Source organism: Streptomyces sp. NBC_01142, from assembly GCF_026341125.1.
GTDB lineage: Bacteria > Actinomycetota > Actinomycetes > Streptomycetales > Streptomycetaceae > Streptomyces.
This window is the reverse complement of record NZ_JAPEOR010000003.1, coordinates 669,803-687,193: the sequence shown is the minus strand read 5'-3', so window position 1 is coordinate 687,193 and position 17,391 is coordinate 669,803. Positions and strand designations below refer to the sequence as shown.

Below are 17,391 nucleotides of genomic sequence, written 5' to 3'. Positions count from 1 at the left end.
ACAAGGGGAACCACCTCCACCGCAACGCTCACGACCAAGGCTGCACGCTGCGGGGCCGCCGCGCACGGCGAGCCGGCACGGGACCCGTCTGCCCTGCCGGACCCCTGTTCCCTGCGAGTCCCGTCTGCCCTGCGATCGGGCCGGTGGGCCGTGCGGTCGGGCCGGTGGGCGGAGGACGGAAGGCCGGTGGGCGGAAGGGCCGGTGGGCGGGAGCCCGGTGTCACACGGACCGCTACGTCGTGCACGGGCCACCCTCGTACGCCGCCGGCCCGCGTGCCTCCGTACAGCACACGGACCGGGCAGCCGGGCCCGCCACGGGCCCCGCTCCTACGCCACCGCGCCCGGGACCGCCCCCTCCCCCGTGGCCGTGATGCGCGTCTGTGCACGCTGCGTGACGCCCGACACCGTCACCGCCAGCGTGACCGTCCCGGGACGGAGCGCCGTGAGGCGTCCGGTCGACGGGTCGAAGGCGGCCGCATGGCGGTGACGGGCGTTCTCCGGGTCGCCTATGTACAGGTTCGGCGACCCCGTCCAGTCCGCGCTGAGCGGGAACGCCACCGGAACCCGCCTCGCTCCTTGGGCGACCGTCGCGCCTGCGTCCTCGGCGCGGCCGGGGGCCAGTACCTCCGGCGCCTCGAGCATGAGGCCGTCGACATGCGCCCGGGTCTGGACCGAGACCCAGTCCGGCCGGCTGCCCCACGGCTTCAGCCGGGTGGCCGACTGCTCGCCGCGCGAGACCTTGTCGACGCCTACGAGCGACCAGCCGGTGAAGCCGCCCTCGTTCGCCGGTCCCGCCGGATTCTTGCCGGAGTTGCCGTTGATCAGGTACGGCACCCCGTCCACGTGCTCGGCGTGGAAAACGCCGACATGGCTGCCGATGAGGCCCGCGCCCTTGCCGGTCGTACGGCGGAACCGGGCGAGCCACTGCTCGACGAGCGCCGCCTCCTTGCGGTCCCCGAGCTGACTGCCCTTCTGTACGGTCGGATCGCGCGGCGGCACATGCTCAATGAGCATCACCGAGCCGATGCGGGTGTCCTCCGCCGCCGCGTCGAGTTGCGCGCGCAGCTGCTTGATCTGGTCGAAGCCGCCGCCGCGCAGACTCAGGCTCGAGGTGTCCAGCGTCAGGAAGCGCGTGCCCCGGTGGTCGAACGTACGCTGCGCGGGGCCGAATTCGGCGACAAAGTTGTCGATCTTCCCGCCCATCACCTCATGGTTGCCCGGCACGTAGTACCAGGGCAGCTCCTCCCCCAGCTCCTCGGTCAGGACCCGGCGTGCGAAGGCGAGATCCGCGGGTGAGCCCTCGTCGACCAGGTCGCCGTTGACGACGAGGAAGTCGGGCCGCGCCGCCTTGATCTCGCGCAGGGTCCGGCGTGCCTGCGCCACGATCGCGCTGTCCGGTTCGCGGGCGACGAACTGCGCGTCGGACATGACCGCGAACTGCCAGTCCCTGCCCTCGGTCGCGGCCGCGGGATCGATCAGCGGATCGGGCGCAGGCGGCCGACCGGGCAGATCGACGGTGGGCGGCACCTGTGCGCTCAGGCCGTCGATCACGACCCTCCCGGTGTACTGCTTGGCTGCCGCCGTCTCGGCCAGATAGAAGCGGTGCACCGACAGCGGCATCGCGGCCCCCGGCGGCACGGCGAAGGTCACCTGCCGCCAGCCGGTCCAGGTGACATACGGGCCGCGCAGCAACTGGTCGGACCCCGCGGCGTCCTTGAGGTGAAGCGTCGGCCATGCACCCTTGCCGTCGCCGTTGATCCAGAGCGTGAAGGACTGCGGCTGCCCCGGCACGGCGATCGCCTCGGGCGGGTTGGCGTAGGCGGCGCGGGTCGCGGTCGACCGGGTGAAGTCGTACGTGAGCTCCAGGCCGGTGCCGGTCCGCCCCTCGGGCGTGGCCGCTACCGAGCCGCTCGCGCGCGCCTGGCTGAAGGTCCAGGAACCCGCGTCGTCGAAGCCGGTGACCGGCTGTTCGGCGAGGCCGACGCTGACGGCGAGGGCGGTGGTGACACCGGCGGCCTCCGCCGTGATCTGTCCGGCGCCGCCGCCCGAAGCGGACGTGACGGTGAAGGAGCCCTTGCCGTCGTCGCGGATGTCGAAGAGCGCATGGTCGTAGGCGAGCTTCACATCGGCGGGTTCGACGGGCGCGCTGTTGCCCTGGGCGTCGAGTCCGAGGATGCCGAAGGTGCCGGTGGCGCTCGCGTCCGCGAGGCCGACGCGGCGGGCGGTCGGCTCGATGCGGGCGAGGTCGTCGAGGACGGTCAGCTCCGTGCCGCCGTGCGCGCCCGCGCGTTCGGCGCGTACCTCGGTGGTGCCGCTGTGCCGCGCCCGGAACACTCCGCGGTTGTCGACCTGTCCGACCGAGGGCCGTACGGCCCGCCAGAGCGGGGTCCCCGCGGCCGGGCCGTACGTCTCGTCGTACCCGGCAGCCGTGAGCCGGCGGGTCAGGCCGGGGAACACCCGTTCGGGGTGGCCGCCCTTGACCGGATCGGCGGTGGGGGCGCTCCCGGCCGGGGTACGGGTCTCGACCCAGAAGCCCCGCAGGCGTCCACTGCCGTCGGGCACGGTGAGCGCGAGTCCGTTGGGGACCGTGCGCTCGCTGCCGTCGGAGGGGCTGTTCTCCACCTGGAGCGCGTCGCTGCCGGGTTCGCGGGCGACGAGTGTGGAGGAGCCGCCGCCGTCGAGGTTGAGCGCACTGTGGGCGCCGGCCCTCTTCATCATCCGGCCGAGTTCGGTGAGGGTGACGCCGCCGCTGTCGGCCTGCCGGCCGTCGACGGTGATGACCTGCATCGCGCGGCCGTCCCTGGTGAAGCCGACGGCGGTGCGGGGCGCCGGGGTGTTGTTGCCCTCGCCGTCGTGGTTCTGCGGTACGCCGTCGACAACGAGGAGTTCACGGCCGCCGACTGCGGTGCGCGGGACCGGGCCGGTGTCGGTGCGGGGCCGGTATTCGAGGTACACCGGATCGCCCGGACGCAGTGCGGTCAGTATCGCGGCTCCGGCTTCGCGTCCGACGAGGACGGTGGTGTCCGCGGCGATCGGACCGGAGCCCGGCCGGTCCGCGACGGTGACGACCCTGCCGTCCCGTACAAGCGCTTCGGCGACGGGAGTCGCGGCGTCCACGGTCAGCGCGCGGTCGGCCTCTCCCCAGGAGGCGGTGTACGCACCGATGCCGCCCGCCGGAACGTTCGCGGCGTTGTACGCGCCGAGGGCGTGGGTTCCCGAAGGGAGCGTCAGGGTGCCGTCGAAGTACAGCTGCAGGACACGTCCGGCGCTCTCGGGCCCGATGCCGACGGCCCGGTGGGCGCCCGCGGCCGGCGAGTGGGTGACCTTGCCGTCCTTGATGCCGGGGCCCTGCGGTGCACCGGTCTGGTTGATGTCGAAGAAGTCGGCGTTGAGCGCGGCGACCGTGCGCCGCCCGCTGCCCGCCTCGTGCCGGGCGGCGAGTTCGGAGACGGAGCGGCGGTCGGCGACCTTGCCCGAGTGGAGGTAGTCGGCCTGGACGCCGCTGCCGTCGAGGTCGACGGAGAGCGTGTCGACACGCAGCCACTTGTCCGATTCGAGCCGGTCGTAGGAGGTGAGACGGATACCCGGGGCGATCGGCCGGGAGCTGCGCGCGGTCTCGATGCCGTCGGCGTCCGCGACGGCTCTCGGCCGTCCGCCCGGGCCGCTCGCGGGCGGCGGCGCGACGGGCCGCAGCACTTCGGCGGGGTTGCGGGGACGGGGGTCGGGGGTGGAATCGGCGACGGCGGGGCACGTCGCCCCGGCCGTCAGTACGGACACCGTCGCGACCAGCACGAAGGTACGTCTTGCGCTGCCAAGGCCCACAACATCTCCTGGAATGAGGCTGGTTGAGCACGCAGTAAGCGCTGTCGGCGGACAGCATCGCGGCGCCCGGACCAACGCACCAGGGGGTCGTGGAAACCTCGGGGAGAACGGGGGCTGTCGCAGCGATGGACGCCCCGGGCGATCAGTGCCGCCCGCCGACGCGTTCGCGGTGGCTCAACACGCCACATTCGCGAAAGAAAGCTGTAACAATTCACCATGCGAGACGATTTCCAGTCGCCATTGACGTGACCGAAAGTCGCTGCCATTCTCTCCGGTGTGAGTCAAGCTGACATTCTCGTATCGCGCCTGCACGTCGATCTTCGACGGCACGCCAGCGCACTCTGTGCCGCCGGCCGCTGAAACACGCGCAGCTGACTTCCCTCCCCGCACCGAGCCCCTTCCCCAGGGGACTCTCGGCAGGCTGAGCACCTCCGGCTCCACCGTGCGGCAATTCCTGCGCAAATTCCGACGGCAGACCCCCGGATCTCCATGCATTTCCCCTGCCGTGTTTCTCCCATCCCTTTCCTGAACGTGCGTACGGCTTTTCACGCCACGCATTCAGGCATCTTCGCGTACCCGAAACGGAATGACTGATGACGTCCATCCTGGCTGTTTCCGGAAGCCCCTCCGTGAACTCGCGCACCGAATTGCTGGTCGAGCACGCAGTCGAGCGACTGTCCGTCACCGGCTTCGACACGGGCCATCTGAAAGTGCGTGAACTGCCCGCCGCCGAGCTGCTTTCCGGCCGGTCCGACTCCTCCGCCCTGCGCGCGGCGGCCGAGCAAGTGGCCGCGGCGGACGGGCTGATCGTGGCCACCCCCGTCTACAAGGCCTCCTACACCGGACTGCTCAAGGCCTTCCTCGATCTGCTGCCGCAGTCCGGTCTGGCCGGCAAGACCGTCCTGCCGCTGGCCACGGGCGGCAGCCTGGCGCATGTACTCACCATCGACTACGCCCTGCGCCCGGTCCTGACCGCGCTCGGGGCCCGGCATGTCGTCGCCGGCTCATTCCTCCTCGACAGCCATGTGGAGCGGCTGGCGGAAGGCGGGGCGCAGCTGCGCCCCGAGGCCGAACTCCGGCTCTTCGACGTCGTCGACGAATTCATCCAGGCGCTCCCCGCCCAGTACCCGACCCCAGCCCCCGGTGCGGCGACCTCCGCCACCCGCAGCCACTGAAGGAATCCGACGTGCACACCACATCCCGACGCAACTTCCTTGTTCTGTCCGGCATCTCCGCACTGGCGGCCGCCGGCTGCGGCACGGCGAGCGGCAGCGGCACGCGGAACACCACCACGCTCCGCTACCAGGGTTCGGCCGGCCAGGTCACCCCGCCCGAACTCGCCGAGTCCCTGGGCTATCTGGGCGACCTCGAGCTCGAGTGGGTGGGCAACACCATCAGCGGCCCGCAGGACATCCAGTCCGCCGCGTCCGGCCAGACCGACTTCGGCGGCGCCTTCAACGGCGCGGTGGTCAAGCTCGCCTCCCGCAAGGCCCCCATCAAGGCCGTCGTCAGCTACTACGGCTCCGACAAGCAGGCCTACAGCGGCTTCTACGTGAGTGAGAAGAGCGCCATCCGTACGCCCCGCGACCTCATCGGCAAAAAGGTCGGCATGAACACCCTCGGCGCCCACCACGAGGCGATGCTCGACATCTACCTCAAGAAGCACGGGCTGAGCCGTTCCGAGGCCAAGCAGGTCGAGCGGGTCGTCGTCCCGCCCGTCAACACCGAGCAGTCACTGCGCCAGCGTCAGATCGACGTGGCCGTCCTCGGCGGCATTCTGCGCGAAAAGGCGCTGGAGGCCGGAGGCATACGCAAGCTCTTCAGCGACTACGACCTGCGCGGGCCCTTCAGCGCCGGTACGTACGTACTGACCGAGCGCTTCATCAAGCAGAACCCCGAGACGGTACGGACCTTCGTCACCGGGGTGGGCAAGGCCCTGGACTGGTCCCGCAGCACACCGCACGACGAGGTCGTCGCCCGGCTGACCGAAATCGTCGGCAAGCGGAAGCGGAACGAGAGCGCCGACGCGCTCAAGTACTGGCGGTCCTTCGGCGTCTCGGCGCCCGGCGGCCGCATCGCGGAGAGGGAGCTGTCCGTGTGGGCGGACTGGCTGAGCGAGCGTGGCGACATCAAGTCCGGCCGGGTGAGCGTCGCCGGCCTCTACACCAACGAGTTCAACGGCAACCACGCAACGAAGGGGAGCTGACGCCATGACCGCGAAGATCAGCTTCAGGGGCGTCGGCAAGACCTTCCCCGTACGGGGAAAGCAGCAGGACGTCACCGCGCTGGACGGCATCGACCTCGATATCGCCGACGGCGAGTTCGTCGTCATCGTCGGGCCGAGCGGCTGCGGCAAGTCCACGCTCCTCGACCTCCTGGGCGGGCTCTCGAAACCCACCAGCGGCCAGATCCTGCTGGACGGCGAACCCGTCACCGGGCCGGGCCTGGACCGGGGCATCGTCTTCCAGCAGTACGCCCTGCTGCCGTGGCGCACCGCCCGGGGCAATGTCGAATTCGGTCTCGAAGCCACCCGGGTACCCCGCCGCGAGCGGGCCGAGCGGGCCAGGGAGTACCTCGCGCTCGTCGGGCTCACCGGTTTCGAGGACCGGCATCCGCACGAGCTCTCCGGCGGAATGCGCCAGCGCGTGGCGATCGCACGCAGCCTCGCGTACGACCCCGATGTGCTGCTCATGGACGAGCCCTTCGCGGCGCTCGACGCGCAGACCCGCGAGTCCCTCCAGGACGAGCTGCTGCGGATCTGGGAGCGCACCGGCAAGACCATCGTCTTCATCACACACGGCATCGACGAGGCGGTTCATCTCGGGCAGCGCGTCGCCGTTCTCACCTCCCGGCCCGGACGGATCAAGGAGGTGGTGCCGATCGGCCTCGGCGACCGCGGCGCCGACACCGATCCGCGCTCCACCCCCGAGTTCGCGCACCACCGTCATCAGATCTGGAGCCTGCTGCGCGACGAGGTCAGCCGGGCCCAGCAAGAGGAGAGGGAGGCGGCAACGCTATGACCATCACCACCGAGAAGGCGCCGGCGACCGCCGCCGATGTGAGCGGCGCGGCACAGCGCACCGAACCCGCGTTCGCCCCGCCGGTCCGCGCCCCGGCACTGCCCGCGCCGGTCCGACGCACCGGCCGGATCCTGCTGACCGCCCTCACCAGGACCGTGGCGATCGGCGTGCTGCTGGTCGTGTGGGAGACCGCGCCCCGGCTCGGCCTGGTCGACCGGATCTTCCTGCCCCCGTTCTCCGAGGTCGCGGTCGCCTGGTGGGAGCTGCTTCTGGACGGGCAGCTCGCCGAACACGCACAGGCCAGCCTCGGGCGCTCGTTCACCGGATTCGGATTCGCGGTCGCCATCGCCGTACCGCTCGGCCTGCTGATCGGCTGGTACCGGCCGCTCGCGGATCTCCTCGGGCCGCTGCTGGAGGTCTTCCGCAACACCGCCGCGCTCGCTCTGCTGCCGGTTTTCGTGCTGCTGCTGGGCATCGGTGAGACCTCGAAGATCTCGATCGTGCTGTACGCCTGCACCTGGCCGGTCCTCCTCAACACCATCAGCGCCGTGCGCAGCGTCGATCCGACCCTGCTCAGGCTGGCCAGGTCGATGGACCTGCCCGCCCCGAGGATCTTCCAGAAGGTGATCCTGCCCGCCTCCGTACCGACCGTGTTCACCGGCATCCGGCTGGCCGGGGCGGTCGCCATCCTGGTGCTGGTCGCCGCCGAAATGGTGGGCGCCAAGGCCGGGCTCGGCTATCTCGTCAACTTCTCGCAGTTCAACTTCGCGATCCCCGAGATGTACGCCGGGATCATCACGATCTCCGCCATCGGCGTGGCCTTCAACCAGCTCCTGGTGGCCCTCGAACGCCGCTTCACCTCCTGGCGCACCCCGACCGGAAACTGAGGAACGACACATGTCCGCCGACGCTCCACGCCAGTTCCATCTCAACGCGTTCCTCATGAACGCCGGGCATCACGACGCCGCCTGGCGTCACCCGCGCACCCAGCCGGAGCGGATCACCGATCTCGCGTACTTCCAGGAGCTGGCCCGCACTGCCGAACGCGGCAGGCTCGACTCGCTCTTCCTCGCGGACGGCGTCGCCCTGTGGGGCAATGCCCGCCACAACGCGGTCGGCGGTTTCGAACCGCTCACGCTGCTGTCCGCGCTGGCCGTCGCCACCGAGCACATCGGGCTCATCGCGACCGTTTCCACCACCTTCAACGAGCCCTTCCATGTGGCCCGTAAGTTCGCCTCGCTCGACCACCTCAGCGGTGGGCGCGCCGGCTGGAACATCGTCACCTCCGGGAATGTCGCCGAGGCGAGGAACTTCGGCCTCGAGGAGCATCTGGAGCACGGTCTGCGCTACGAGCGGGCCGCGGAGTTCCTCGACGTGACCAAGGAACTGTGGGACAGCTGGCGGGACGATGCGCCGGTCATCGACCGCGAGCGCGGCGTCTACACGGAGGTGGACGCGGTACGGCCGATCGGCCACCGCGGCAAGCATTTCCGGGTCGACGGGCCGCTGAACGTGCAGCGTTCGCCACAGGGTCATCCGCTGCTGGTGCAGGCCGGCTCCTCGGAGGACGGCAAGGAGTTCGCGGCCCGGTACGCGGAGGCGGTGTTCACCGCCCAGCAGACCCTCGCCGACGGCCAGACCTTCTACAAGGACCTCAAGTCCCGGCTGGCGAAGTACGGCCGCGAGGCCGATCAGTTGAAGATCCTGCCCGGCATCTGCCCCGTCATCGGCGGAACCGAGGCCGAGGCGCTGGCGCTGGAGGAAGAGCTGACCGGCCTGCAGGTACCCGAGTACGGGCTGCAGCAGCTGTCGGGGATGCTCGGCACGGATCTCGGCGGACTGCCGCTCGACGGCCCGCTGCCCGAGCTCCCCGAGGAGCAGGACATCAACGGCAACAAGTCCCGCTTCACGCTGGTCGCGGAGCTCGCACGGCGCGAGCAGCTCACCATCCGCCAGCTGATCGCCAAGCTCGGCGGCGGCCGCGGCCACCGGGTCTTCGCCGGTACACCCGAGCAGATCGCGGACCAGCTCGAGGAGTGGTTCACCCAGGGCGCCGCGGACGGCTTCAACATCATGCCGCCGTATCTGCCCGGCGGACTCGAGGACTTCGTCGACCAGGTGGTCCCGCTGCTGCAGAACCGGGGTCTGTTCCGTACCGAGTACAGCGGCCGCACTCTGCGCGACCACTACGGCCTGGAGCGCCCTGCAGGCCGCACGGCCACCACGTAAGCCTGTCCCAAGCCACCGCGTAAAGCCCGTCTCTCCCGTCCCGGTCCACCATCCAAGCCCGTCTCCGTCCCAGAGAAAGGCAGCATCCGCATGACCAGCACCGGTTTCGACATCCGCCGCATCGGCGGCCGCATCGGCGCCGAGATCCTCGGCGTCGACATCTCCGCCGACCTCGACCCCGCGATCGTCACCGAGATCAACGCGGCGCTCCTGGAGCACAAAGCGCTCTTCTTCCGCGATCAGCAGCTCGATGACGCCGCTCAGATTCGATTCGCCTCACTCTTCGGCGAACTCACCACCGCGCACCCCACGGTGCCGTCCGTCGAGGGACAGCCGCACATCCTCCCGGTCGACGGCGACGAGGGCATCCGCGCCAACCAGTGGCACACCGACGTCACGTTCCTGCGGACCCCGCCCAAGGCGTCCACCCTGCGCAGCCTGGTGGTCCCGCCCTACGGCGGCAACACACTGATCGCCAACTCCGCCGCCGCCTACCGGGATCTGCCCGAGGCGCTGCGCGAGCTGGCCGACCGGCTGTGGGCCGTTCACACCAACGCGTACGACTATGCGGAGCCCAAGAGCGAGAAGGCGGCCGAGCACCGGCGTCGGTTCGTCTCCCGGAAGTACCGCACCGAGCACCCGGTGGTGCGGGTCCACCCGGAGTCGGGCGAGCGCGGTCTGTTCATCGGTGGCTTCGCGCAGTCTCTGGTGGGCCTGTCGCCGTCCGAGTCCCGCGACATCCTGCGCATTCTCCAGTCGTATGTGACACGTCCGGAAAATGTCGTGCGCTGGACCTGGGCCCCGGGCGACCTGGTCCTGTTCGACAACCGCATCACCCAGCACTACGCGCCCGACGACTACGGCGACCTGCCGCGCCTGCTGCACCGGGTGACGGTCGCGGGCGATGTCCCGGCCGGTGTCGACGGCGCACTCAGCCGTGTTGTCGAGGGTGACGAGGCCGCCCACTACACGCCTGCCGCGGCCTGAGCACGCGGCAGGGCGGGCGGGCCGTCCCCCGACGGCCCGCCCGCCCTGTGCGTTTTCCGCTGTTTCCGTGCCCCGAGGTCAGCTCTGAGCGGTGCGGCGCTTGCGCGCGGCCCACACGATGCCGCCACCGGCGAGGATGACCACAGCGGCCGCGCCCGCGATCAGCGGCGTGGAGCTGGAGGAGCCCGTCTCGGCCAGGGGCGGCGAGGTGGGGCTCGGCTTGTCGGAGGGAGCCGCGGGAGAGCTGGTGGTCTCGCTCGGTGTGTCGCTCGGCGTCGCACTCGGCGTGGGCGTGCTCGGCGTCGCGCTCGGCGAGGGAGTGGTCGGCGTGGCCGACGGCGTCGGGGTGCTGTCCTGGCACACCGGAGCGTTCTTGGTCTCGTCGCGCGAGTGGCCGTCACTGTCGCCGGCCTTCACGACGAGGCGGACGGTCACCTCTTTGTCGTGCTTGGGGAGCTCGAGCTTCTTGTGGAACTCACCCTTGAACGTCTCAGTGGCCAGCAGGTCCTTGCCGTCCACCGTGACGGTGACGGTGTTCTCGGCCTGGGGGCTGTAGTTGGTCAGGTCGACGCTCACGTCGGAGCAGGTCACGGCCCACGCCGGGGTGTGCGCCAGCGCCGGTCCTGCCGCCAGGCCGACACCGAACACGCCGGCCGTCGCGACCGCTATCAGGGCCCCCGAACCCCGCCACGATCTCTTGTTCACAGTCACAAATTCCTCCACGGTTGCCGCGCCACCCATCTGGCGGTGCGCGCACAGTACCGCCATGCCCCCACGGGTCTACACCCGCCCCACCCCTCGCACATCTGTCTTGAGCCACCCAACACATCGGGTGTTCGGCGCCAGTTGATCGGAGGCAGGTAGCGGACTGCTCCGGGGCGCGCCCCTCGGGGGCCGTATGAGGGCGGGCAGCACTCCGCATGCGACACAGACCCACCCGATGTATCAAGGAAACAGCGAAAGGATCGTGATTCGAGCCATGGATGACTACCCACTCCTCAATCTGTTTCTGACGATGATGTACTTCTTCCTGTGGGTCATGTGGTTCTTCCTGCTGTTCAAGGTCATCACGGACATCTTCCGGGACGATTCACTCAGCGGATGGGCCAAGGCAGCATGGCTCATCTTTGCCCTGCTACTTCCTTTCATCGGCGTTCTCGTCTATCTCATCGCCCGCGGACGAGGCATGGGTGAACGAGACGTCAAGCAGGTGAAGGAGCAGGAAGAAGCCTTCCGCAAGTACGTTCAGAAGGCCGCGGGTTCCGACGGCAGCCAAAGCCAGGTGGATGAACTCGCGAAGCTGTCCGAGCTCAAGAACAGCGGCCACCTCACGCAGGAAGAATTCGACGCGGCCAAGGCCAAGCTCCTCGCGTAGCCCCGTACCGGCGGCAGTGCCCTCTCAGGGGCGTTTCACTTCTCGCTCGGTCGCGTGATGCGGGCCCAGACCGGCAGCACGAACCAGCAGAGGACGAACCAGAGGAGCATCCCCGCCACGAGCCACAGCGCGAGCGAGTCGTCCACGACGACTCGGAGGATGAGGAGCAGCGCCGACGCCATCGTGCACAGCAGCAGGAACAGCCCGACAACGGTCAGGCGCGAAGCCCAGACGACTGTCTGCGGCTTCAGCTGCTGTCCGGTGAGAAGCCGGTGGAAGGACACCGGGCCGATGAGAGCGCCGGTCGTCGCAGCCCCCAGCAGCACCGTGATGGTGTAGATGTTCCGGTCCGTCGAGGAAAGATCCGCGAACCGCGGCTGAAATGCCACCGTGAGCAGGAAGCCGAAGAGGATCTGCACGCCGGTCTGCGCAACCCTCAACTCCTGAAGCAGTTCGACCCAACGCCGGTCCGCTCTCTCCTCCTCGGATTCATCCCGACCGTGGCCACGACTGCCATTGTCTTGCCGCATCATCGGCACCTCCAGGAATCCGCAGCGGGTCAGTCTCTTGTATAGAGCACTTCTCCCGCGGCACCCCGCAGCCACTCTCGGCGCACTGGCCCGCACCGGCCCCAGGAGCGGCGGTACCGAAGGACGAATTGCGTGTGCCCGGAGCCGGAGCGGACAAACTCCCTGCTCGGCTCCAGGAACGTACGGCGGCTGCCCCGGCATGCGTTGGGGGGCGGGAAGCGGCACGGGAGTGCGTCGAGGCACTGACCGACACGGGAGGCTGCTGCCACGCCGGGTGGTCGCTTCAGCGTCCGAGTGAGCGCTTGAGCTCGTCCTTGTTCATCGAGGACCGGCCGTGGATGTTGCGGCGCTGCGCCTCGGCGTACAGCTGGTCGTACGTCGGACCCTCGGCTCCGCTGTGGGAACGCCGGCCACCGCGCTCCGACGAGGACATGTCCTGCGTGGAACTCTTGCTCGCGGTGCGGGACTCACCCGAACGGGCACGCTCCTTGTTCACCGTCCGCGCGGCGATCTCCTCCGCGCGCTTCTTGCTCTCGCCGCGGTCCTGAGCACTTTCCTTGATGTGTTCGTACTGACGTTCACGCTTGGGGCTCGAACCTCGAGGCATGACTGCTCCTTCATGTCCTTCATGTCTTTCATGGCGAGGTGTCCGCACTCCCTAGTCACCCTGCAATGCGCCCGGCATCGCCGCAATCCGGGTGATCCGGAGACCCTGGCCCGCGGTTACCCGCGTCGACGAGTCCTTTCACCCCACCAGGCTCCGGACGCTCTCGATGCTGCCGCATCCCACGTCGAGCTGCTTGCGGCGTTCCTCGGCGAAGGCCTTCCCAAGATCGGCTCGCCGTTCGTCACTGACGTTCTCCCGCGCGTCGTTCAGAATGGTCCGCTCCTCCTCGTCGAGATGGTGGGTGACCGCCTCGACGAGCTTCTCCAGCTTCTCGTCCCAGTCGTCGGAGCCGACACCGTCCGATTCGAGCAACGCGAGCAGAGCCCGGTTGCCTTCGTCGTGCTCCTCCTCCCCGTGCTCGACCTCCTCGTTGTCGATGTCCTTGTAGCGGCGCAGTGCGGGGTAGACCTCGGCCTCCTCGGCCTTGGCGTGGGCGACGAGGAGAGCGGAGAACTCCCGAAGCGCGCCATCACGGTCCCCTTCCACAGAGCGCATCTCCCGGAAAAGGTCTTCCATCGTCCGGTGGTCCTTGAGGATCAGCTCGACGACATCATCGGTACTCGTCACGTCCTCTTCCCTTCTGTTCACTGTCGGGGTACTGAGCGGCTACCCCCAATCGCCGCGGGTCTACCAAGGCGACAGCGGGCGACTCGGAAGGGAGTTCCCGGGCAAGGACAGGGGTCCCCGAGCTCAGCCGTCCGACGTGCCATCGCCTCCGGGGGAGGCGAAAGTGGAAGGACGAACCCGCAACCGCCCGGTCGCGGCGGTTCACCACGCCCGGCCGCGCGTGACCGTCGCGGGCGAAGGAGACGAGATGCACCCCGTGGAGGCGCTGGACCGGATCGCGTTTCTGCTGGAGCGCACCGGCGCCGAGACCTATCGGGTCCGTGCCTTTCGCACCGCCTCCGCCGCCCTGGCGCAGATGTCCGAGGACCAGATCGCCAAACGGTCGGCGGCAGGGTCGCTGGAAGCCGTCAAAGGCATCGGCCCGAAGACCGCGCAGGTCGTACGGGAAGCCCTGAACGGCGACGTACCGCGCTATCTTCAGCGGCTGGAGGAGGAAGCGTCCGAGCCGCTGGCGGACGGCGGGACACAGCTGCGCGCCCTGCTGCGCGGCGACTGCCATGTCCATTCGGACTGGTCGGACGGTGGCAGCCCCATTGAGGCGATGGGCCGGGCGGCGATCGCTCTGGGGCACGAGTGGGCCGTGCTCACCGATCATTCGCCCCGCCTGACGGTCGCGCGCGGCCTGTCCGCCGAGCGGCTGCGCGAGCAGCTGGACGTCGTGGCGGAGCTCAACCGGCACTGGGCGCCCTTCCGGCTGCTGACCGGCATCGAGTGCGACATCCTGTCGGACGGCTCGCTCGATCAGGAGCCGGAGCTGCTGAGCCGCCTGGATCTCGTGGTGGCCTCGGTCCATTCCGAACTGCGGATGAAATCCGCGGAGATGACGCCGCGCCTGGTCACCGCCGTACAGAACCCCTTGACCGACGTCCTGGGCCACTGCACGGGCCGTCTGGTCAGCGGCAGAGGGCGGCCGGAGTCGACGTTCGACGCGGAGGAGGTCTTCGCGGCGTGCGCCGCGTACGGCACGGCCGTGGAGATCAACAGCAGGCCGGAGCGGCTGGATCCCCCACTGCGTCTGCTGCGCCTCGCGGCGGATGCCGGGACCTGCTTCGCCATCGACACGGACGCGCATGCCCCGGGACAGCTGGACTGGCAGGTCATCGGCTGTGCCCGCGCGGAGAAGTGCGGGGTGCCCGCCGAACGCGTGATCAACACCTGGCACGCGGCGGAACTGCTCGAGTGGGCCGGCTGACGGATCGCGGGCGCCACCTCAGTGAGCAGCTCCCGGCCTGCCCTTGCGCAGGAAGCGGCGCAGCCTCTGCAGTGGCCATGTGTTGATGACGTCTTCCTTCGTCAGCCAGCCGCGCTGCGCCGTACCCACGCCGTACCGCATGTACGGCAGGTGTGTGACGGAGTGCGCGTCCGAGTTCACGGCGAACTTCACGCCGTACCGCTTGGCCCGCAGGATGTCCTCGTCGCACAGATCGAGCCGCTCCGGATGTGCGTTGATCTCCAGGGCGGTGCCCGTACCGGCGCAGGCTTCGAACACCGCGTCGAAGTCGGCGTCGATGCCGGGGCGTTTCCCGATCAGCCGCGTGGTGGGGTGGCCGATCACGGCGACGTAGGGGTTCTCGCACGCCCGCACCAGTCGGCGGGTCAGTGCCTGCCGGCTCTGGTTGAAGTGCGAGTGAACGGACGCCACGCACAGGTCGAAGCCGCCCAGGAAGTCGTCGGGCCAGTCCACATCGCCCTCCGGGCCGATGTTCAGTTCGGTGCCGTGCAGGAGCCGCATCCCGCGGTGCTTCCTGTCGAGTTCTCGTACGCGCTCGCGCTGGGCGAGGATCTTCACGTCTGTCATGCGCTGCATGAAGAGGTTCGGGGCATGGTCGGTGACCGCGTAGTAGGCGTAGCCACGGGCCGCGGCGGCGGCGATCATGTCCTCGAGCGGGGCGAGGCCGTCGGTGAGGTCCGTGTGGGTGTGCAGATCACCTCTGATGTCGCTCTCGGTCACAAGGTCGGGGAGCTCTTCGCGCAGTCCGGCCGCGATCTCGCCGCGGTCCTCGCGCAGGGGTGGCGGGATCCAGGGCAGACCGAGGCGGGCGTAGATCTCCTCCTCCGTCTCCGAGGTGATCTTCTTGCCGCTCCCGGCGTGGAAGAGTCCGTACTCGGAGAGCTTGAGTTTGTGGCGCACCGCCATCTCGCGGGTGCGGATGTTGTGCGCCTTGGACCCGGTGAAGTACTGCAGCCCCGCACCCCAGGAGTCGGGCGGAAGGACGCGCAGATCGATCTGGAGGCCCTTGGTCGTGCGGATGGAGGTCTTCTTCTCCCCGTGCGCGATGACCTCCGCCGTGTGCGGAAGGCTTCCGAGGGCCTCCATGAAGGGGGCCGACCGGTCGGCGGCCACCAGGATGTCCACGTCCCCGATGGTCTCCCGCATGCGGCGCAGCGAACCGGCGTAGGTGCATCCTTCACAGCCCGTGATCCCGGACAGTTCGGAGACGATCTGCTCGGCGATCTCCATCGCGGCGCCGAGGAGGATGCGGCCGCCTCCGCCGGCCTTCTGCATCAGCGCGATGCCGTGGAGGATGTTCTCCTCGGTCTTCTCGCCGAAGCCCTTGAGGTCGCGCAGCCGCTCCTCGTCAATGGCGTCGAGCAACTGGTCCACGGAGGAGACTCCCAGCTCCTCATAGAGGGCCATGGCCTTCCTGGGCCCGAGCGTGGGGATGGTGATCAGCTCGCGGACCCCTGCGGGGATCGATGCCCTGGTCTCTTCGATGGCGGAGACATGACCGGATCTCAGGAATTCCACGATCTTGTCGGCAATCGACGTGCCCACGTTGGGGATGTCCCGCAGCCCCTTGACGTCGAGCTTCGACACATCGGCGTGGTAGCCGCCGATCGCACGTGCCGCCTTTTCGTAGACGCGCGCCTTGAAGGCTTCACCGCCGGTGATCGCGATGAGGTCGGCGTACTTCTGAAGAAGCGCCTCGACCTCCTCGTTGGCCCTGGCCATACACCTGGGGTGCCCGCCATCGCCCGACGATATTCGCCGTTCGCTCCGCCACCTGCTGCAACCTCCGGCCGGTCTTTCGGCGTGATGATGGGTGAGGGAGTCGTCGCCGCGGTGGTGAGAACCCGTGCGGCTGATGACCGGCCGACTCGGAAGGGTGGCAGCCATGTCCGCAGCGAGAGCGAAGAGATCCGCTGCGGCCCCGCTCGTGGCGCTTGCGGTGGCGCTCGTCATGGCGGCGTGCGGATGCCAGGGCGGCGAGCGCACCGCCCCGCCGCGCCCTCCGTCCCCCGAGGAATCCGCAACGAGCGCCCGGGTCCTCGCGGTGAAGATCGACAACGTCGGGCCGGCCCGGCCGCAGACGGGTCTCGATCATGCGGACATCGTCTACCTCGAGCAGGTGGAGGCCGGTCTCAGCCGGATACTCGCCGTCTACTCCTCCCGGCTGCCGGCCGTAGTCGGCCCGGTGCGCAGCGCACGCGAGACCGACCTGGAGCTGTTGCGGCAGTTCGACCGGCCCACGCTCGCCTACTCCGGGGCACAGGGCAAGCTCACACCGCTCATCGACGCGGCCCGGCTGGACGCTCTTCCGCCCTCGAAGGCACCGGACGCCTACTTCCGCAGCTCCGACCGGGCAGCGCCGCACAACCTCTATCTGCGAGCCGCACGTACGCCGAACGCCACTGCCGGAGCGAATGCCGCCGCGGACATCGGACTCCGCTTCGGTCCCGCGCCGGCGGGCGGAAAGGCAGTCACGGAGCACACGGTCCGCTACCCGTCGGCACGCTTCGTCTTCACCTGGTCGGCAGACCGGCAGCGGTGGCTGGTGGCCATGGACGGCGCCCCTGCCCGCACGGCCGAGGGAGAACGGCTGGGTGCGGCCACGGTCGTCGTGCAGTCCGTGACCGTACGCCCGTCGCTCTTCCGCGACCGGTCGGGGAACACCTCCCCCTACACCGAGACGGTGGGTTCCGGCACTGCCCTCGTGCTGCGCGAAGGCAGGGCGTACGAGACCGTATGGTCACGGGCCACGGCGCAGTCCGACACAGCATTCACCACTCCGGACGGCAAACCCATGACGTTCGCCGCCGGGCAGGTGTGGATCGTGTACGAGTCACGCTGAGACCTCGCGACGTTCCCTCGGTACTGTCGAATCAGCGGATCCCGACTCCACCTCGTCACCC

Annotated in this window: 16 protein-coding genes; 10 read left to right on the top strand and 6 right to left on the bottom strand. The window is 69.3% G+C overall.

Annotated features, from left to right (window positions below):
- Window positions 1-327 precede the first annotated feature (327 nt).
- Entirely contained in the window at window positions 328-3,777 is a 3,450-nt protein-coding gene (locus OG883_RS37180; protein ID WP_266553161.1) for a phosphodiester glycosidase family protein, read from the bottom strand.
- Between the two features lie 321 nt (window positions 3,778-4,098).
- Here OG883_RS37180 and OG883_RS47050 point away from each other — a divergent pair, with 321 nt between their 5' ends.
- From OG883_RS47050 to OG883_RS37150, 7 genes are all read left to right on the top strand, one after another.
- The gene (locus tag OG883_RS47050; RefSeq protein WP_351446407.1) at window positions 4,099-4,182 is read left to right on the top strand and encodes a putative leader peptide; all 84 of its coding nucleotides are present in this window, start codon (window positions 4,099-4,101) and stop codon (window positions 4,180-4,182) included.
- A 233-nt stretch (window positions 4,183-4,415) separates the two neighbouring features.
- Entirely contained in the window at window positions 4,416-4,997 is a 582-nt protein-coding gene (gene ssuE, locus OG883_RS37175) for an NADPH-dependent FMN reductase (RefSeq protein ID WP_266551087.1), read from the top strand.
- Window positions 4,998-5,008: 11 nt separating this feature from the next.
- Window positions 5,009-6,028, top strand: a complete 1,020-nt coding sequence (locus OG883_RS37170; protein ID WP_266551085.1) for an ABC transporter substrate-binding protein — start codon at window positions 5,009-5,011, stop codon at window positions 6,026-6,028.
- A gap of 4 nt (window positions 6,029-6,032) precedes the next feature.
- A complete protein-coding gene (locus OG883_RS37165; protein ID WP_266551083.1) occupies window positions 6,033-6,842 on the top strand; it encodes an ABC transporter ATP-binding protein in 810 nt (269 codons plus the stop codon).
- Window positions 6,839-7,729, top strand: coding sequence for an ABC transporter permease (locus tag OG883_RS37160; RefSeq protein WP_266551079.1), 891 nt, complete (start codon window positions 6,839-6,841; stop codon window positions 7,727-7,729). Before OG883_RS37165 ends, OG883_RS37160 begins: the two co-directional genes overlap by 4 nt.
- Window positions 7,730-7,739: 10 nt before the next feature.
- A complete protein-coding gene (locus tag OG883_RS37155; protein ID WP_266551077.1) occupies window positions 7,740-9,071 on the top strand; it encodes an LLM class flavin-dependent oxidoreductase in 1,332 nt (443 codons plus the stop codon).
- Window positions 9,072-9,161: 90 nt separating this feature from the next.
- A complete protein-coding gene (locus OG883_RS37150; protein WP_266551075.1) occupies window positions 9,162-10,058 on the top strand; it encodes a TauD/TfdA family dioxygenase in 897 nt (298 codons plus the stop codon).
- A 78-nt stretch (window positions 10,059-10,136) separates the two neighbouring features.
- Here the strand turns inward: OG883_RS37150 and OG883_RS37145 are convergent, their stop codons facing one another.
- The gene (locus OG883_RS37145) at window positions 10,137-10,769 is read right to left on the bottom strand and encodes an LAETG motif-containing sortase-dependent surface protein (protein WP_266551073.1); all 633 of its coding nucleotides are present in this window, start codon (window positions 10,767-10,769) and stop codon (window positions 10,137-10,139) included.
- 268 nt (window positions 10,770-11,037) lie between these two features.
- Between OG883_RS37145 and OG883_RS37140 the strand changes: the two genes are divergently transcribed.
- On the top strand, window positions 11,038-11,433 hold the full coding sequence (locus OG883_RS37140; RefSeq protein WP_266551071.1) for an SHOCT domain-containing protein: 396 nt from the start codon (window positions 11,038-11,040) through the stop codon (window positions 11,431-11,433).
- 35 nt (window positions 11,434-11,468) lie between these two features.
- Here OG883_RS37140 and OG883_RS37135 read toward each other — a convergent pair whose 3' ends face one another.
- The 3 genes from OG883_RS37135 to OG883_RS37125 all read right to left on the bottom strand — a co-directional run bounded on the left by OG883_RS37135 (window position 11,469) and on the right by OG883_RS37125 (window position 13,197).
- A complete protein-coding gene (locus OG883_RS37135; protein ID WP_266551070.1) occupies window positions 11,469-11,966 on the bottom strand; it encodes a DUF6328 family protein in 498 nt (165 codons plus the stop codon).
- 280 nt (window positions 11,967-12,246) lie between these two features.
- Window positions 12,247-12,570 (bottom strand): plasmid stabilization protein, encoded by a 324-nt coding sequence (locus OG883_RS37130; RefSeq protein ID WP_266551069.1) that lies wholly within the window; start codon window positions 12,568-12,570, stop codon window positions 12,247-12,249.
- Window positions 12,571-12,708: 138 nt separating this feature from the next.
- A complete protein-coding gene (locus OG883_RS37125; protein WP_266551068.1) occupies window positions 12,709-13,197 on the bottom strand; it encodes a hemerythrin domain-containing protein in 489 nt (162 codons plus the stop codon).
- 247 nt (window positions 13,198-13,444) lie between these two features.
- Here OG883_RS37125 and OG883_RS37120 point away from each other — a divergent pair, with 247 nt between their 5' ends.
- Window positions 13,445-14,449 (top strand): PHP domain-containing protein, encoded by a 1,005-nt coding sequence (locus OG883_RS37120; RefSeq protein WP_266553158.1) that lies wholly within the window; start codon window positions 13,445-13,447, stop codon window positions 14,447-14,449.
- An 18-nt stretch (window positions 14,450-14,467) separates the two neighbouring features.
- Here the strand turns inward: OG883_RS37120 and polX are convergent, their stop codons facing one another.
- Window positions 14,468-16,210, bottom strand: a complete 1,743-nt coding sequence (polX, locus tag OG883_RS37115; RefSeq protein ID WP_266551066.1) for a DNA polymerase/3'-5' exonuclease PolX — start codon at window positions 16,208-16,210, stop codon at window positions 14,468-14,470.
- Window positions 16,211-16,373: 163 nt separating this feature from the next.
- Here polX and OG883_RS37110 point away from each other — a divergent pair, with 163 nt between their 5' ends.
- A complete protein-coding gene (locus OG883_RS37110) occupies window positions 16,374-17,330 on the top strand; it encodes a DUF3048 domain-containing protein (RefSeq protein WP_266551065.1) in 957 nt (318 codons plus the stop codon).
- Window positions 17,331-17,391 lie beyond the last annotated feature (61 nt).

Bases quoted from the DNA above. Each gene is read 5' to 3' on its own strand.
- OG883_RS37140 (WP_266551071.1), top strand. From the start codon at position 11,038: ATGGATGACTACCCACTCCTCAATCTGTTTCTGACGATGATGTACTTC.
- OG883_RS37130 (WP_266551069.1), bottom strand. From the start codon at position 12,570: ATGCCTCGAGGTTCGAGCCCCAAGCGTGAACGTCAGTACGAACACATC.
- OG883_RS37155 (WP_266551077.1), top strand. From the start codon at position 7,740: ATGTCCGCCGACGCTCCACGCCAGTTCCATCTCAACGCGTTCCTCATG.
- polX (WP_266551066.1), bottom strand. From the start codon at position 16,210: ATGGCCAGGGCCAACGAGGAGGTCGAGGCGCTTCTTCAGAAGTACGCC.
- OG883_RS37150 (WP_266551075.1), top strand. From the start codon at position 9,162: ATGACCAGCACCGGTTTCGACATCCGCCGCATCGGCGGCCGCATCGGC.
- OG883_RS37165 (WP_266551083.1), top strand. From the start codon at position 6,033: ATGACCGCGAAGATCAGCTTCAGGGGCGTCGGCAAGACCTTCCCCGTA.
- OG883_RS37120 (WP_266553158.1), top strand. From the start codon at position 13,445: ATGCACCCCGTGGAGGCGCTGGACCGGATCGCGTTTCTGCTGGAGCGC.
- ssuE (WP_266551087.1), top strand. From the start codon at position 4,416: ATGACGTCCATCCTGGCTGTTTCCGGAAGCCCCTCCGTGAACTCGCGC.
- OG883_RS37110 (WP_266551065.1), top strand. From the start codon at position 16,374: ATGTCCGCAGCGAGAGCGAAGAGATCCGCTGCGGCCCCGCTCGTGGCG.
- OG883_RS37160 (WP_266551079.1), top strand. From the start codon at position 6,839: ATGACCATCACCACCGAGAAGGCGCCGGCGACCGCCGCCGATGTGAGC.
- OG883_RS37135 (WP_266551070.1), bottom strand. From the start codon at position 11,966: ATGATGCGGCAAGACAATGGCAGTCGTGGCCACGGTCGGGATGAATCC.